We start from the raw sequence: 15,831 nt of genomic DNA, 5'->3' as shown, positions 1-15,831 counted from the left end.
CGGCGCTGCGCGACGCGCACCGGCTCTGCGCCGCGCTCACCGCCGCCGACCGCGGCGAGCAGCCGCTGACCCGGGCGTTGCGCGCCTACGAGGCGGAGATGCTGCGCGAGGGGTTCGCGACGGTGGGCCAGGTCGTACGTGACACCGAGGCCGCGATCACCAGGAGCGCGCTGAAGCGATCGGCGGCGCGATGGTTCTTCCGCGCCTGCGGGGCCGTCCCGCCCCTCGGCCGCGCGATGTTCAGGCAGCGCTGAGCCCACCGCGCGTCACCAGCCGAGGTAGTAGTCCGGTGACAGCCAGCCGGGACGGGCCGCCGAAATGCTCCTGGAGCATCTTCTCCGCCTCGCACAAGGCTCCCTCGACCCAGCCCTGAAGCCCGGAGTACGCCTCCCCCACGATGTGCACCGCCTCCCGGGCGTACGGCCGCCGCAGGTACGGCATCACCTCGTTCACCCGGTAACCGGCCTTCCAGGCGTGGCAGCCGGCTCCTCCAGCTACGCATCGAGACCTTGGCCAGGTCGGCCATGAAGTCCTCTGGGCCCGGCACCGATCACGATCAGGTCGTGGTCATGAGTGTGCGTCACGCATGCTCCTCGGGGAGCGGCGCATCCATGACCCATGGCAACCGTACGCTTGGGTGATGACCCCTTCCGCCGCCGGTCTCGCCTGGTCAGAGTGAGCCGTTGCGCCAGGGGCCGGTGATGGCGAACGTGATGCCGGGAGACTGGATGTTGGCGAAGAGCCACTCGCCGCGCTCGGGTTCGAACGTCGAGCCGGCCCATTCCCGCATGGAGTAGTCGCCGGGGTTGATCGCCGGCTTGCCCGGTACGCCGTCCGGGATGACGACGTTGTTGGCGGCGAACGGGAAGATCTGGCCTCGGGTGGTCAGGCCGTGCAGGAACTGCACACCGCTGCCGTCCTCGCACAGGACGATCCCGCCACGCGGGCTGACGCCGATGTTGTCCGGGTTGCTGAGCACGTCCTCGCCCGGCGAGGCGAACAGGACGCGCAGCGTGCCCCTGCGCGGGTCGTACTCCATCACCTGGCCGAGCCGGTTCGGCCCGCCGCTGGTCGACACGATGTAGATCAGCCCGTTGCCGTACCAGGCGCCTTCGAGGCGGGAGAACGTCGCCCCGCCCTTGGCGATGCCCTGCTGGGTGGGCCTCGGGGCGCCGGGGCCCGGGTCGGGTTCGTCGACGGTCACCCAGGAGGTGTCCCGGTGGACCGTCCCCGCGGCGTCGGCGGAGGTGTCGTACGTCGTGTCGCCGATCTTGAGCATCTCCAGGACGCCGCCCCTGCTCAGCTCGCCCCGGCGGCGCGGCCGGAACCGGAACAGGCCGGCCGCTCCGGCGTCCTCGGTCTCGTACACGTATCCGGTCGCCGGGTCGACGGCGACGGCCTCGTGCTCGAAGCGTCCCATCGCCTTCAGCGGACGGGGATCGCCCTTGCCGCCGCTCGGGACCTCGAAGACGTAGCCGTGCTGGATGCCGCTGACCGGGTTGACGTCCGACGTCTCCTCGCAGGTCAGCCAGGAGCCCCAGGGCGTGGGCCCGCCGGCGCAGTTGCGCACGGTGCCGGACAGGCTGGCGTGGCTCTCCACGAAGGTCTCGTCGTCCAGGTCGAACGTGAGCGTCGTGGTGCCGCCGGCGGCGTCCGGGTCGTACGCCGGGTCGGTGAACCTGCCCGCGAAGCCGGCCACCTCGTGGTTGCGCACGAGGCGTACCCGATCGCGGCGGCCGTGGCGCCGGCCGCCCCTGACGCGGAAGGCGGCCATGCCGTCGTGCAGGGGCGGGGTGGCCACGTCGTCGCTCATCGGGTCGCCGGTCCAGCCGTGGCTGATGTACTCGAATCCGCGCGGGAGCAGGAGCAGGGGCAGGCCGGTCGTGTGGTCGCGTACCGGTGCGAGCGGGCCGTAGTCGGGGCTGAACGCCCGCCGGGCCCGCCGGTCGGCCGAGTCGGCGCGCGCCGAGCGCGCCGCGAGTGCGTCGAGGGGCGCGAGCGCCGTGGCACCGGCCAGGGCGGCCGTCCCCGCCAGCACCGTGCGCCGGCCGACGGCTCGCGGGGTCTCGGTGGGCTGGATGTCGTCCATGAATCCTCCCGACACGCTGCGTACGGTTCGACGGTGAAGTGGCAGGCGGCCCGCAGGGTGAACTCCGTGAGGCCACCTCATGAACGAATGAGCCCGAAAGGGGACGTTCGATCTCCATTCACGCACGGGAGCGTCGTCACCGCCAGAGCGGGCCCGGCCGTGCTCCTGCCAGGCTCCCCGGAGACCGCCAGTGGGGGACGTCCACGACGTGCACGTCGTAGCGCTCCTGCTCCGGCAGCAGGGTGCCGAGCCGGCTCCAGGCCGTGCTCGACGCGTCCCAGATGCCGGAAGTAGTCGAAGCGTTCGACGCCCGGTGTCAGAACGGCCAGCAGGTCGGCGGCGATGCCCGGCGCCGCGCCGAACGCGTGCGGCAGGCGCGGCGGCACGACGACCAGGCCGCCCGTGCGGACGGTCACCACCTCCTCGCCGAGGAGGAATTCCAGCTCACCGTCCAGGACGTAGAACAGCTCGGTGGAGAGCATGTGACGGTGCGGCATGGCGCCGTCGCGGCCCGGGCCCAGGGTCAGCCGGTTGGCGCAGAGCGCGTGCGCGGTGTCGCTCGCGTCGGTGAACAGGGGGAACGCCCCGCCCTCGGGCAGGCCGACGACCTCCGCGGCCTCCGCGGGGACGACAACGGCCTGCGACATGGTGGTGCTCATCTTCGGCTCCTTCTCGAGATCGGATTCCATTCCAGCGCGGGAAGAAGCCAGGAAACAGAAGCGGTTGTGACCTGCAGTCATCACGGATCGAGATGAATCGAGGGGCACGCATGGAGCTGCGGCAGCTCACGTACTTCGTGGCGGTCGCCGACGAGGGCGGCTTCGGCCGCGCGGCCGAACGGCTCAGCATCGTGCAGTCGGCGGTGAGCCGGCAGATCCGCCGGCTCGAACGCGAACTCGGCGTGCCCCTGTTCGACCGTTCGACCCGGCACGTACGGCTGTCCGGGGCGGGTGAACGCCTGCTGCCCGAGGCGCGCGCCGTCCTCGCCGCCGCGCGGCGCGCCCGGCAGGTCGCCGCCGACGTCCGGGCGGGCGCCGACGGTGTCCTGCGTCTCGGCATCGTGCAGGGGCCCGGCGACCGGATCTACCGCGCTGGCCGTCCTGCCCGGCCCGCCGTCACCCGCCCTCCGCCATCTGCTGGACACCTTGACCCGCGTCACCTGACCGGCCGTACCCCTCACGTGGCACCCATCCGGAAGGCGAAGCGGCGCGGAAAGCCGGTGCGGGCCCGGGGCGTCACCGCGAGCGGGTCCTGGCGGGAGGGCGCTCACCCGCGCCGGGACGTGGGGCGAGGTCGGCGATCCTGATGCCGAGCTCGGGCACGACGGGTTCGTCCGCGGACGCGGCCAGGACGTCGGCGAGCTCCCAGCGCGTCGAGCCGTCGCCGCGGAAGGCCAGGAGCCGGAGCCCAGGGGTGTGCTCCGTGGCGGCGGTGAGCACGAGGTCGGCCCCATTCGCCCAGGTGAAGGCGGAGGTCTCCGCCCCCATCGGCGTCTCGGTGCCGCCGAGCACGTCGCACAGCAGCCGCCGGACCGCGTCGGTGCGCGCCACCGTCCCGGCGACGGCGGGCAGGGCCGCGCACCCGCCCTCGGGCTCCGGCCACGGGGGCGACAGGCGGATGCCCGGCAGGTCGCCCCCCAGCTCCTTCGGTGTCCCGGCCGCCTGCGCCACCTGCACGAGGAAGCCCAGCCCCGTCTCCTTGGGGTGCAGGAACGCCTCCTTCCACATGTCGGAGGCCACGTTCACCAGGATCGGCCCGAACCCGCACGCACGTGCCGCGTCGAGGGTGGCGTGGATGTCGTGCACCTTGAACGTGATGTGGTGCGGCCGGGCCGGCGCCTGGGCGGCGTCGAGGAAGCGGCGCACGAACGACGACGGCTCGGTCCCGACCTCCAGCAGTTCCACGCGCATGTCGTTGGCGTAGTGGAGCTGCGCCGGGCTGAAGACCGGCTGGATGAAGCCGCCGTCCCAGCGTCCGCCGAACCGGCCCGCGAGCACCGGCCCGCCCTGGGCCCAGTCCCGCACCGCGATGGCGACGTGGTCGAGTGCGTACGCCGTCATGAATCAGACCTCCTGGGTGCCGTCCCCGGACACGCGCCGATGCGGGCTTCGTGAAAGGGAGGCTCTGGCGAGGTGGGTGGAGCTGGGGAACTGATTTAGACGGAACGCGTCTGCAATGAGACGCTAGGACGTCTCCCCCGCCCCTGTCAATCGCGGGGGGCCGTGGTCAGGCGTCCCCGTCCGGGGCCCGGTAGCCGACCATGGTCAAGACGAAGTCCACGGTCTCCTCGGCGTACCGGTCCTTGCGCTCGACCAGAGCCGGCATCTGGCTGATCGGCGTCGAGAGGAAGTGGTTGGTCAGCATGCCGGCGACCGCGTCCAGCACGAGCGCGGGCGAGGTGCCCTCCGGGAGCTCGCCGCGGGCGATGGCGTCGAGGACGATGGCCCGCCCCGCCTTGATGCGCTCGCGCTGGAACCTCTCCAGCGCCTGCCCGAACAGCTCGGGATAGACGCGGGCCTCGATCTGGGCTCTGAGGTAGACCAGGCCCTTCGGCGTCAGATAGCTGTCGAGGGTTCCGGCGGCCATCCGGATCAACTGCGCCCGCAGCGACCCCGACCGCGTGTCCAGCGGCTCCTGCTGGAGCCAGGCGGTCAGCGCGTCGACGATCAGCCGCTCCTTGCTCCCCCATCTGGTGTAGAGAGCGGCCTTGCCGACCCGGGCGCGGCGGGCGAGTACGTCGAAGCTGAACCCGGCCCAGCCGACCTCGCCGTACAGGTCGAGCGCGGCGGCGTGCACGCGCGCCACCAGGTCGGGGTCCGGTGGGCGACCTCGTCCACTCATGGCCTCAGTGTGCCAGACACGTGATCAACCGACGGGCCGGCCACGGGAGGCCGGCGTTCACGCACCGGTGCCGGTGCACACCCCTCCGATCCAGCAGGCCTTGTACAGGCCACCGCCGCCAGGAGTGGCCCGGTAGGTGCCGGTGTTGTACCACCGCGCCAGCACGCCGGTGTGGGTGGCCTTCACCGTGCGGAGAATCGCCCCACTGGCGCTCTGCAGGGTCAGCGTGGCTCGTTCGCCCATGAAGCCCTGGGCGTGGTAGCCGAGTGCGGTGCCCCGTGTCCCGTCACAGAACCACACCCGGATGGTGTCCTTGTTCCCGCTGGTCACCTTCCTGCACGGTCCGGCGGCCACGGCCGCCGGACCGGAGCCCGCGCTGATCGCCTGGCCCGCGGGCCCCTGCAGGGCCCGAGCCGCCTGGGCCGGTGCCGGGCCGAGCAGGGCCACCGCCAGGGCTCCGGTCGTCAGGGTGCTGACCGCGACCACGCGGATGACGGGCTTCACGACTGCTTTCACGTGGATCTCTGCCTTCTGCTTGCGTGCTTGTGCCTGGGACAGGCTCGCACGGCGCGGCTTCATCCCGGCTTCGCCACGGCGGTGGCGACGGTCGTCAGCTCGCCGCCCGCCGCACGAGTGCGCCGATCCTCTCCTCGTCCTCAGGGGTCAGCTCCGTCAGCGCGAAGGCGGTCGGCCACATGGTGCCGTCGTCGAGGTTCGCCGGGTCGTTGAAGCCGAGGGTGGCGTACCTCGCCTTGAACTTCGCCGCGCTCTGGAAGAAGCAGACGACCTTGCCGTCCTTGGCGTAGGCGGGCATCCCGTACCAGAGTTTCGGCGACAGGGCCGGCGCGCCGGCGGTGATGACGGCGTGGATCCGCTCGGCGAGGTGCCGGTCCTTCTCGTCCATGTCGGCGATCTTCGCCAGCACGTCGCGCTCCCCGTCGGCGCCGGCCGTACGCGGGCCGCGGCGCGCGGCCGTCTTCAGCTCCTGGGCGTGCTCCTTCATCGCGGCGCGCTCTTCGTCGCTGAACCCGTCGAACTTCTTGGCAGCGGTGGTGGTGCTCCTGCCGGCCTTCGGCGTTGCGTTCATGGTGAGAATCTCCTTGTCAACGAATGTTGGGTGGATTCGGGTGCTGCTCATCCCCAGGCGCCGGCGATCTGCCGGGTGGTGGCGTTGAGCCGGTTGAACAGGTTGGTGACGCCGATCATCAGGACGATCGCGGCGAGCTGCTTCTCGTCGAAGTAGGTGGCGGCCCTGTCCCAGACCTCGTCGTTCACCGCGTCGGCGCGGTCGGCCAGCCGTGTCGCGGCCTCGGCCAGTTCGAGCGCCGCCCGCTCCTCCTCGGTGAAGTACGGGGTCTCCCGCCAGGCGGCGACCGTGGCCAGCCGCTCGTCGCCCACTCCGGCCTTACGGGCGGTCTTGGCGCCCGCGTCGACGCACGCGCTGCAGCCGTTGATCTGGCTGACCCGCAGATGCACCAGCTCCAGCGTCTGACCGTCCACCCCACCGGCGTGCACGGCCTTGAAGAGCTGCTGGATGGGCTCCATCGCGCCGGGCAGGACGACGGCCGGGTTCCGCATACGGGACTGCATGGTGTTCTCCTCTTCCGGATCGGCGCCCCGTCCCCCGGGGCGTGACTCCATCACAGCCGGACGGGCTTGCCATGACGACGGCGGTGGGACACCGTGGGACAGGTGAAACGGCCTTGGCCTGCGGCGATTCGTCCCGGTAAGTTTCTTCCGCGACGGGACAGGAAGGCAGGACATCGTGGTGGTGCACCAGCGGACGGCGAAGGCGGATCCGCAAGACGAACTGGCCGCGCGGCTGCGCATGCTCCAGGAGCTGTCCGGGCGCGGTGTGCGGGCCCTGTCACGGGACACGGGCCTCAGCTCGTCGTCGCTGTCGCGCTACCTCAGCGGCCAGTCGGTGCCGCCCTGGTCCGTGGTGATCGAGCTGTGCCGCCTCGTCAAGCGTGACCCCCGCCCGCTGCGCCCCCTGTGGGAACGCGCGACGAACCCGCTGCCGGCGCCCCCGAAGGCGAGCCGCCAGGTCCAGCCCCCGTCGCCGCCCGCCGGCGCGCCGCGCCCGCCCCGCAACGACCTGCCGCGCGACGTGCCCGACTTCACGGGCCGCGCGGACCAGCTCGCCGCCGTCCTCGCCGCGGTGGACGGCAGCCGGGTGGTCGCCGTCGACGGCATGGCGGGCGTCGGCAAGACCTGCCTCGCGGTGCACGCCGCGCACCGGCTCACCGCCGGCTACCCCGACGCCCAGCTCTATCTGGACCTGCACGGTTTCACCGCCGGGCGCGAACCCCTCGATCCCGAACCCGCGCTGCGGTCCCTGCTCGCCGCGCTCGACGTGCCGTCGGAGAAGATCCCGCAGGAGGGCGGCGTCGAGCCGCTGGCCGCCTGCTGGCGGTCGGAGCTGGCCGGCCGGCGGGCCGTCGTGGTCCTCGACAATGCCGCCGGCGCCGACCAGGTCCGCCCGTTGCTGCCCGGCGCGGGCCCCTCCGTCGCGCTGATCACCAGCCGCAACCGGCTGCTGGGCCTGGACGACGTGCCCCCGGTGTCGCTTGACGTGCTGACCCCGGAGGAGAGCGCGGAGCTGCTGGTCCGCGCCAGCGGCGACCCCAGCGGTCCCGACGGGCGGCTGGCCCGCGACCCCGGGTCCACGGCCGAGGTGCTGCGGCTGTGCGGCCATCTGCCGCTGGCCCTGCGGCTGGCCGGGGCCCGGCTGCGGCACCGGCCGGGCTGGACCGTGGGCATCCTCGTCGAGCGGATGGCGGAGGGCTCCAGCGAGTTCGACACGGCGTTCGCCATGTCCGTACGGCAGCTGGGCCGGGCCGAGCACCGGCTGTTCCGGCTGCTGGGCCTGCTGTCGGGGTCGTCCTTCGACGAGTACGTGGCGGCGGCGCTGGCGGACGTGCCGCTGCGCGGCGCCCAGGCGATGCTGGAGGACCTGCTCGACGCCCACCTCGTGCAGCAACCGTCGGCGGGCCACTACACGCTGCACGACCTGGTGCACCAGCACGCGCGCCGGGCCGCCGCCGAGCAGGACTCCCCGGCGGAGCGGGAGCAGGCGCTGGGCCGGGTGCTCGACTACTACGTGCACGCGGCCGCCGCCGCCGACGCCGCGATGCCGTACGTGTCCGGCAGCCGCGCGGCCTCCGCGGGCCGGCCCCCGGCCGAGCTGCCGCGCTTCACCGACAAGCACGCGGCCCTCGGCTGGTTCGCGTCGGAGTACACGAACCTGATGGGCGCCTTCGAGGTGGCGGTCGCCACCGGGGCCGACGCGCACGCGTGCGAGCTGCCGCGCTTCATGCGGGCGTTCTTCGCGCGGCGCTGCGGCACGACGCACCTGAACGTCCTCTTCGAGCGGTCGCTGGCCGCCGCGCAGCGCCTGGGCGATCCGTGGCAACTGGCCGAGGCGCACAGCGACCTGGGCTTCGCCCGCTACAACGCGGGCCGGTGGGCGGAGGCCGGCGCCGCGTACGAGGCGGCGGCACCGCTGGTGTCCCAGGCCGGCGACCCCCGCTCCGAGGCGGATCTCGTCCTGCGCCGCGGCCACCTGAGATGGGACGAGGGCCGGGTCGAGGAGCCTCTCGGCCTCTTCCGGCTGGCGGGCAGGCTCTACACGGACGCCGGCTGCCCGATGGGCGCGGCCCACGCGAGCGCCGACGAGGCCTGGGCGATGCTGCAGCTCGGACAGCGCGAGGAGGCGGCGCGGCTGGCGGGCGAGGTGCTGGACCTCGCGCACGGCGACCCCGCCTGGCCGGCCACGCTGACGGCCCGGATCACCCTCGGCATGGCGACGGCCGCCGAGCGGCCCGACGAGGCCGCCGCGCACCTGCGCCAGGCCCTCGAACTCGCCCGCGAGGACGGCCACCGGCACAACGAGGCGTGGTGCCTCAACTGCCTGGGCGTCGCCCTGCGCCAGATGGGCCGCCACGAAGAGGCGCTGGCCAGCCACCGGCAGGCGTTCGCGCTGCTGGACGAGCTGTTCGAGGAGCACTGGAAGGTGCACTTCCTGCACGACTACGGCGAGACCTGCCGCCTGGCCGGCCTGCCCGACGAGGCCCTGCGTCTGCACCGCCAGGCACTCGAACTCGCCCCGAAGGTGGGCAACCGGCACAAGGAGGCGCTGGCCCACGAGGGGATCGCGGCCGTGCTCGACGAGACGGACGCGGCCGCCGCCGCCGAGCACCGCGCGGCGGGTCAGGCCATCCGGCGGGAGCTCGACCCAGGGGCCTGACCGCCGCGCCGGCGCGGGTTCAGCGGCCGTCGGCCGCAGTGAAGGCCGCCGCGTGGTCGTGGACGAAGCCGGCGATGTCGCGCGGCGGGCGGCCGAGCAGGTCGGTGACCGTGCCGGTGGTGAAGTCCCCCCAGCCGGCGGCGTACGCCCGCGCGTACTCCTCGAGCATGTCGGCGATCCAGGCGGGGACGCCGTGGCCGAGCAGGGTCTCGCGCCTGGCGTCGTCGCTGACCGGCAGGTACGTGACGGGCCGGCCGAGAGCGAGACCGGCCTGCTCGGCGACCTCGTCGAACGTCAGCGAGCGCGGGCCGGTGAGCGTGTACGTCCGGCCGTGGTGGCGATCCGGGCCGTCGAGCAGCACGCGGGCGGCGCACGCGGCGATGTCGCGCGCGTCGATCATGCCGATCCGCGCCGCGGCCATGTTCAGCGAGAACGTACCGGTGGCGGCGAGGTCGCCCGCCTCGTTCAGCAGGTTCTGCATGAACCAGTGGGGACGCAGGATCGTCCAGCGCAGGCCGCTCCGTTCGGTCTCCCGGTCGGACAGCGCGTGCAGGCGCCCGCTACGGTTCGGCGCGTCGTGCGCCGCGCCGACGACGGACAGGCGCACGACGCGCTCCACCCCGGCCTGGCGGGCGGCCCACACGGCGTTCATGTGCTGCTCGGGAGCGCGCGGGCCGTTCGGGACGAGTAGCCACAGGTCCTGGACGCCCTCGAAGGCGGGCGGCAGCGACCGGGCGTCATCGAGGTCGCCGACGACGACTTCGGCGCCCCGCTCGCGCGGGCCCGCCGCCCTGGACTCGTCCCGGACGAGGGCGCGAAGGCCCACCTCGGTCCCTTCCAGCGCGGTCAGCAACGCGGTGGACACGGTTCCGGTGGCTCCGGTGATCAGCACGGTGCGCGGCACGTTCGTTCTCCCTTGGTGGTGGTCGTGGGGCATGGGTCAGCCGGTCGAGGGGGCCGGCGTCGTGTCGTTGCTCTGAGCGGGGGCCTTCGTGCCGGTTCCCCGGTCGACGGTGACGCGCTCCAGGACCCAGAGCACGACCGTCCCGGCCGAGAGGGCGGCGCCGAGGACGCACACGCCGGTCCAGCCGCCGTACGCCCAGACCGCCGAGGCCAGGGCGGCCCCCACCGCGCCGCCGGCGAAGAAGGCGGTCAGGAAGGCGGAGTTGATCCGGTTGCGGGCCTCGGGGCGGAGCGCGTACAGGACGTTCTGGCTGCTGTTGAGCACCGCCTGATGCGCCAGGTCCAGCACGACCACGCCGGTGAGCAGCCAGGCCAGCGAGCCCTCCCCCGCCGCGATCGCCGGCCAGGAGGCCACCAGCAGGACCGTCCCGGCGCCGGTCACGATCTGGACGTGCCCGCGGTCGGCGAGCCGGCCCGCCACCGTGGCGGTCAGCGCGCCCACGGCGCCGACCAGCCCGAACAGGCCGATGGCCGGCTCCGACCAGCCGTACGGCGACCCTGCCAGCAGGAAGGTCAGCGCCGTCCACAACACGCTGAACGAGGCCAGGCTCAGCGCGCCGAGGGCGGCCCGCCAGCGCAGCAGCGGCTCGTGCCGGAACAGGGCGACCGTCGAGCGCAGCAGCGCCGGGTAGGTCAGGCGCCCGCCGTCCCCGCCGAGCCGGGGCAGGAAGACACGCAGCAGCACGGCCATCAGCGCCATCAGCACCGCGTTCACCCAGTAGACCGTCCGCCAACCGCCCAGCTCCGACAGCGCCCCGGACGCGGTCCGCGCCAGCAGCAGGCCGAGCATCAGCCCGGTCATCACCGTGCCGACCACCCGGCCGCGCTCGGCCGGGTCCGCCAGCGTCGCCGCGAACGGCACCACCACCTGCGCGCCGACCGAGGTCAGCGCGGTCAGGGCCGTGCTGACCAGGAGCACCGTGCCGTTGGGGGCCATGGCCGACACCAGCAGGAACAGCGCGGTCGCCGCGTAGAGCGACATCGCCAGCCGCCGCCGCTCGATCAGGTCGCCGAGCGGCACCAGCAGGATCAGCCCCAGCGCGTAGCCGCCCTGGGCGGCCGTCACCACCAGCGCCGCCGACGATGACCCGATCCCGAGTTCCCGGCCGATCAGGTCGAGCAGCGGCTGCGCGAAGTAGTTCCCGGCGACCGCCAGGCCGGTCGCCACCGACATGAGCAGGAGCAGCCCACGCGACAGGCCGCCGCCCGTCGGAAGTCTCGTCGTCGTCATGCGCCCAGCCTCCGCGATACCCGATCAATGAGTCCAACGCATGTTTGTCATCGGACCGATCGTGAATCACGATGGATCCATGGATCTCCAGCAAATGCGCTATGTCGTCGCCGTCGCGGAGACGAGCAACTTCACCCGCGCCGCCGAGCAGTGCCTGGTCGTCCAGTCCGCGCTCAGCCACCAGATCGCCCGCCTCGAACGTGAGCTGGGCGCCAAGCTGTTCGACCGCACCAGCCGCCGCGTCCGGCTGACCCCCGCCGGCGAGGCGTTCCTCCCCGCGGCTCGCCAGGCTCTCGACGCCGCCGAACGAGCCCGCGCCGAGGTGTCGGCCGCCACCGGCGAGATCCGCGGGCGGCTCGCCGTCGGCGCCATCCCCACCGTCGCGGCGATCGACCTGCCGGCCGCGCTGAAACGATTCCACCTGCGGCACCGTCAGGTACGGATCAGCCTGCGCTCGGGCGCGAGCGAGGAGCTGACCGAGCGCGTACGGCAGGGCACCCTGGACGTCGCCTTCCTGGGGCTGCCCCTGGGCGTACGGCCCAAGGGCGTCCGCGGGCGCGAACTGGCGCGCGGCGACCTCGTCGCCATGGTGGCGCCCGACCACCCGCTGGCGGGCCGGGACCGCGTGGACCTGGGTGAGCTGTCGGACGAGCCGTTCGTCGACTTCCCGCCGGGCACCGCCGCGCGGGCTCAGTCGGACGAGGCGTTCACGGCGGCCGGAGTCCGGCGCGAGGTCGCCTTCGAGGTGACGACCGTGGACTTCATCGCCCGCCTGATCCGGCAGGGCCTGGGTGTCGGGCTGCTGCCGGCCGCCTTCGTGTCCGAACTCCCCGACCTGCCCGTCCTCCGGCTTCGCGACGCCCCCGCCCGGATGGAGCACCTCATCTGGAGCCGCTTCGCGCCGTCTCCCGTCGCGGCGGCGTTCCTGGCCACCCTCGGCATCCCGGCGGCGGAGTCCTCAAGATCACCGGACGCCGGCGCGACCCCCGGCCTAGAGTGACGCGGTGACCTTCACAAGATCTCGAAAGCGCTGTCAAGGCCTCGCCGCCGCGACCGTCCTGCTGACCGGTCTCATCGTGCCGCCCCAGGCGGCCGCGGCGGAAGACGGCACCGCGCTCGCGCGGCACCTGCGGCAGTCCCTCGACCGGTTGCAGTTCGAGCAGGTCCTGGACACCAACCCGCCGGTCGGCGCGGCCGGGCTGGGCGCGCTGCGGCAGAGCGCCGTCGGCAAGGAGGAGGCCGGACCGCCGAAGCCGGCCGAGTCGCGTGCCGCAGCGGCCGCCGCGGAGCCGATCTCGCAGCAGCCGCAGATCGACCTGACCGTCATCGAGCTGGACCGGCTCGGCCGTCCCGTCTCCTCCGGCACCGTGCTGATGAGCCCGCAGTACCCGGACGGGAAGATCGTGCCGGTGGACGGCGACCTGCACACCACCGACGTGCGCTGGCGGCAGTGGGACGACGCCGGCTGGTACGCCAACCGCGGTCAGGGCACGATCGACGTGGTGCCCGGCCGGGAGAGCGCCCCCATCGACTTCATGTCGCCGTATCCCGCGTCCGTGCTGAAGCTGATGGTGGCCTTCGGGGTGCTGCGGCTGGTGGACCAGGGCGTGATCGGGCTCGACGACACCTACGCGTACGAGCCGACGACGGTCAGCGCGCTGTGCGGCCCGGCGAGCGGCGGCACGGTCCGCGACTACCTCGACGCCTCGCTCACCTGGTCGTCCAACGCCGCCACGTGCGCCATGGTCAAGCTGCTGCACGACCGTGGCGCGGTCGACGGCCTGAACCGGACCTTCCAGGACCTGGGCCTGGAGACGCTTCAGCTCAAGAACACCAACCCCGCCAACGGCGCCCGGTGGGGCAACCCGGTCACGATGAGCTCCCTCGACACGGCCAAGCTGCTGATGCTGGTCAACGGCGGCGCGGGCACCCTGTGGACGGCGCCCGGCGGCACCAGGGTCGGCGCGGCCGTCCTGAGCCGCGCCTCCCGGGAGTTCTTCAAGGGCAGGCTGGGCGAGCAGGCCATGAACGTCACCCTGTCGACCACCAACTGGTGCGGCGCCGGCTATCCCGCGCAGGGCCTCGCGCAGCTCACGCCCTCGCGCTGGGTCGGCGCCGACGGCACTGTGACGGTTTCCGGCCAGGGCATCGCGTACGGCCGGGACGTGCGGCCGTGCGACGACGCGGCCGAGGTGACGTTCGCCCACAAGAACGGCTGGGTGAACAACTCCGGCGCGGACGCGGGCATCGTCAGGGCCCTGCCCGGCAAGGGAGGCCGTACGTACATCGTCGCCCTGTTCTCCAACCTCGGCTACCAGTACGTCGACTCCAACCGGCCGCCGGCAGGCGCGGAGAACGTCTGGTTCACCGAGCGGCTCGCCAGGCTCGGCCAGGCCGTCGACGCCTACGAAAAGGCGCGCCACCCTTAGCGGGACCGCGAGGCGAGCCATCCACCTGTATCCACTGCGTAAGAAGCCCGTTGCGCTCCGATACGTGAGACTAGGGAGGATTTCAGCGCACCTGGAGGACTGCAGTGGACAAGAAGAAGAGCTTCCTGGCCGACGTCGTTCCGGAGGTCGCGTCCAAGGGGATCAAGTTGGGAGCCGAGCGCCTGGCGACGGATGCCGGGGCGCGCTACCTCACCCACCGGCTCAGCGAGGCCTACCTGAGCGAACTCGGCAAGAACCTTCTCCAAGGCGCCGGCCGGACAGCGGTGCTGCGGTCGGCGGCCGCCGCCACCGTCCAGACCGGATCGGTCCGGCACGTCGTCGGAACGCTCGCGCCGATCGGCGGCAAGCTGGCCGGCGGTGCACTGGCCGGCCCCGCGGTGGAGATCCTCACGCTCTGGCTCGACGACGAGGAGCACACGGGGAAGGAGTACGCGCGAGCGAGCGGGCGGGGCCTGGCGTCCGGCCTGGCCGGAGCGGCGGCCACCGCCGCGGTGTGCTCAGTCGTCCCCGGAGCCGGCACTTTCGTGGGTTTCGTCGCCGGCCTGGCCGCCGGCACCTTGATCAGACGGCTCCTGAACCGCTGAGCCCCCGGGCTCGGCCGTTCCCCTTCCACGGCGCATGATCTAGTAATCTCCATGGATAGATGGGGAGAAATTCCTCCCGCTGTGTCCGGATTGTGATCCCGCGATCATTTAGCGCGCCCGGATCCATTCACTTGGGTCGGCCGTTCCTGCCGTGCGGCGGTGGCCGTCCATCAGTCAGGAGCGACAAGAGTGAACGTGGGTGACACACGCTCTCGTGGTTCACGGACCACGGCCAACGCGGACGAGGTCGGCGAGCCGGAACTGCGCCAGTTGCTCGCCGGTCTCACAGCGGTCCGGGACGGCGATTTCCGTACCCGGCTGCCCGACGACGCCGACGGGCTGCTCGGGGAGATCGCGTCGGTGTTCAACGGAATGGTGGACCAGCTCTCCCTGTTCACCTCCGAGGTCACCCGCGTCTCGCGGGAGGTCGGCACCGAGGGCCGGCTGGGCGGTCAGGCCGACGTGCCGGCGGTGTCGGGCACCTGGAAGGACCTCACCGACTCGGTGAACGCCATGGCGGGCAACCTCACCGACCAGGTACGCAGCATCGCCCAGGTCACCACCGCCGTGGCCAAGGGCGACCTGTCGCAGAAGATCACCGTGGACGCGCGCGGCGAGATCCTGGAGCTGAAGAACACCGTCAACACCATGGTCGACCAGCTCTCCTCCTTCGCCGCCGAGGTCACCCGCGTGGCCCGCGAGGTCGGCACCGAGGGCCAGCTCGGCGGCCAGGCCGACGTGAAGGGCGTGGCCGGCACCTGGCGCGACCTGACCGACTCGGTGAACTTCATGGCCGACAACCTGACCGACCAGGTCCGCAACATCTCCCAGGTGGCGACGGCGGTCGCCCGCGGTGACCTGTCGCAGAAGATCACGGTCTCGGCCCGGGGCGAGATCCTGGAGCTGAAGAACACCCTGAACACGATGGTCGACCAGCTCTCGTCGTTCGCCGACGAGGTCACCCGGGTCGCCCGCGAGGTCGGCACCGACGGCCGGCTCGGCGGCCAGGCCGACGTCAAGGGCGTGTCCGGCACCTGGAAGGCGCTGACGGAGTCGGTGAACGTCATGGCCGACAACCTCACCGCCCAGGTGCGGAGCATCGCCCAGGTCACCACCGCCGTGGCCAAGGGCGACCTGACGCAGAAGATCCGCGTCGACGCCCGGGGCGAGATCATGGAGCTGAAGGAGACCATCAACACGATGGTCGACCAGCTCTCCGCGTTCGCCGACGAGGTGACCCGCGTGGCGCGCGAGGTCGGCACCGAGGGCAACCTGGGCGGCCAGGCCACCGTCCGGGGCGTGTCCGGCACGTGGAAGGACCTCACCGACAACGTCAACGTCATGGCGTCCAACCTGACCAGCCAGGTGCGCAGCATCGCCCAGGTGGCGACGGCGGTCGCGCGTGGCGACCTGTCACAGAAGAT

16 protein-coding genes and 1 pseudogene are annotated in these 15,831 nt (G+C 72.6%); 7 read left to right on the top strand and 10 right to left on the bottom strand.

Annotation, left to right across the window (positions count from 1 at the left end; all coding sequences use genetic code 11):
• On the top strand, positions 1–254 hold a 254-nt coding region (locus tag AB0I15_RS65570; protein ID WP_358120577.1), incomplete at its 5' end, for a hypothetical protein.
• Here AB0I15_RS65570 and AB0I15_RS65565 read toward each other — a convergent pair.
• From AB0I15_RS65565 to AB0I15_RS65555, 3 genes are all read right to left on the bottom strand, one after another.
• A complete protein-coding gene (locus tag AB0I15_RS65565) occupies positions 241–453 on the bottom strand; it encodes a hypothetical protein (protein ID WP_358120574.1) in 213 nt (70 codons plus the stop codon). The genes AB0I15_RS65570 and AB0I15_RS65565 overlap by 14 nt on opposite strands.
• Positions 454–670: 217 nt before the next feature.
• Positions 671–2,089, bottom strand: a complete 1,419-nt coding sequence (locus AB0I15_RS65560) for an alkaline phosphatase PhoX (protein WP_358120572.1) — start codon at positions 2,087–2,089, stop codon at positions 671–673.
• Positions 2,090–2,166: 77 nt separating this feature from the next.
• Positions 2,167–2,748 (bottom strand): cupin domain-containing protein, encoded by a 582-nt coding sequence (locus AB0I15_RS65555; RefSeq protein WP_358120569.1) that lies wholly within the window; start codon positions 2,746–2,748, stop codon positions 2,167–2,169.
• 110 nt (positions 2,749–2,858) lie between these two features.
• Between AB0I15_RS65555 and AB0I15_RS65550 the strand changes: the two are divergent.
• Positions 2,859–3,095: pseudogene (locus AB0I15_RS65550) on the top strand (LysR family transcriptional regulator); the annotation flags it as partial.
• Positions 3,096–3,324: 229 nt separating this feature from the next.
• On the opposite strand, the gene AB0I15_RS65545 reads toward AB0I15_RS65550, so the two are convergent.
• The 5 genes from AB0I15_RS65545 to AB0I15_RS65525 all read right to left on the bottom strand — a co-directional run bounded on the left by AB0I15_RS65545 (position 3,325) and on the right by AB0I15_RS65525 (position 6,520).
• Entirely contained in the window at positions 3,325–4,149 is an 825-nt protein-coding gene (locus AB0I15_RS65545) for a VOC family protein (protein ID WP_358120566.1), read from the bottom strand.
• A gap of 166 nt (positions 4,150–4,315) precedes the next feature.
• Positions 4,316–4,930: a TetR/AcrR family transcriptional regulator gene (locus tag AB0I15_RS65540; protein WP_358120563.1), complete on the bottom strand. Its 615-nt coding sequence runs from the start codon at positions 4,928–4,930 to the stop codon at positions 4,316–4,318.
• Positions 4,931–4,987: 57 nt separating this feature from the next.
• Entirely contained in the window at positions 4,988–5,446 is a 459-nt protein-coding gene (locus AB0I15_RS65535; RefSeq protein WP_358120561.1) for a hypothetical protein, read from the bottom strand.
• A 94-nt stretch (positions 5,447–5,540) separates the two neighbouring features.
• The gene (locus AB0I15_RS65530; RefSeq protein ID WP_358120558.1) at positions 5,541–6,017 is read right to left on the bottom strand and encodes a DUF1801 domain-containing protein; all 477 of its coding nucleotides are present in this window, start codon (positions 6,015–6,017) and stop codon (positions 5,541–5,543) included.
• 47 nt (positions 6,018–6,064) lie between these two features.
• Complete coding sequence (locus AB0I15_RS65525; RefSeq protein WP_358120556.1) at positions 6,065–6,520, bottom strand: carboxymuconolactone decarboxylase family protein; 456 nt, start codon at positions 6,518–6,520, stop codon at positions 6,065–6,067.
• A 175-nt stretch (positions 6,521–6,695) separates the two neighbouring features.
• Between AB0I15_RS65525 and AB0I15_RS65520 the strand changes: the two genes are divergently transcribed.
• On the top strand, positions 6,696–9,179 hold the full coding sequence (locus tag AB0I15_RS65520) for a tetratricopeptide repeat protein (protein WP_358120553.1): 2,484 nt from the start codon (positions 6,696–6,698) through the stop codon (positions 9,177–9,179).
• A gap of 19 nt (positions 9,180–9,198) precedes the next feature.
• Here the strand turns inward: AB0I15_RS65520 and AB0I15_RS65515 are convergent, their stop codons facing one another.
• On the bottom strand, positions 9,199–10,083 hold the full coding sequence (locus AB0I15_RS65515) for an SDR family oxidoreductase (RefSeq protein ID WP_358120551.1): 885 nt from the start codon (positions 10,081–10,083) through the stop codon (positions 9,199–9,201).
• Positions 10,084–10,119: 36 nt separating this feature from the next.
• A complete protein-coding gene (locus AB0I15_RS65510) occupies positions 10,120–11,373 on the bottom strand; it encodes an MFS transporter (protein WP_358120548.1) in 1,254 nt (417 codons plus the stop codon).
• A gap of 79 nt (positions 11,374–11,452) precedes the next feature.
• Here AB0I15_RS65510 and AB0I15_RS65505 point away from each other — a divergent pair, with 79 nt between their 5' ends.
• The 4 genes from AB0I15_RS65505 to AB0I15_RS65490 all read left to right on the top strand — a co-directional run.
• Positions 11,453–12,373, top strand: a complete 921-nt coding sequence (locus tag AB0I15_RS65505; RefSeq protein WP_358120545.1) for a LysR substrate-binding domain-containing protein — start codon at positions 11,453–11,455, stop codon at positions 12,371–12,373.
• 4 nt (positions 12,374–12,377) lie between these two features.
• Positions 12,378–13,802 carry a serine hydrolase gene (locus AB0I15_RS65500; RefSeq protein ID WP_358120542.1) on the top strand — a complete coding sequence of 475 codons (1,425 nt, stop codon included), beginning with the start codon at positions 12,378–12,380 and terminating at the stop codon, positions 13,800–13,802.
• Positions 13,803–13,906: 104 nt separating this feature from the next.
• Positions 13,907–14,407 carry a hypothetical protein gene (locus AB0I15_RS65495; protein ID WP_358120540.1) on the top strand — a complete coding sequence of 167 codons (501 nt, stop codon included), beginning with the start codon at positions 13,907–13,909 and terminating at the stop codon, positions 14,405–14,407.
• 195 nt (positions 14,408–14,602) lie between these two features.
• A partial coding sequence (locus AB0I15_RS65490) for a HAMP domain-containing protein (RefSeq protein ID WP_358120537.1) occupies positions 14,603–15,831 on the top strand: 1,229 nt, incomplete at its 3' end.

Source organism: Nonomuraea sp. NPDC050643 (assembly GCF_040654715.1).
In the GTDB taxonomy this organism is placed as follows: domain Bacteria; phylum Actinomycetota; class Actinomycetes; order Streptosporangiales; family Streptosporangiaceae; genus Nonomuraea.
Note: the sequence above shows the minus strand (reverse complement) of the source record. Positions and strands in the feature narration are given on the sequence as shown.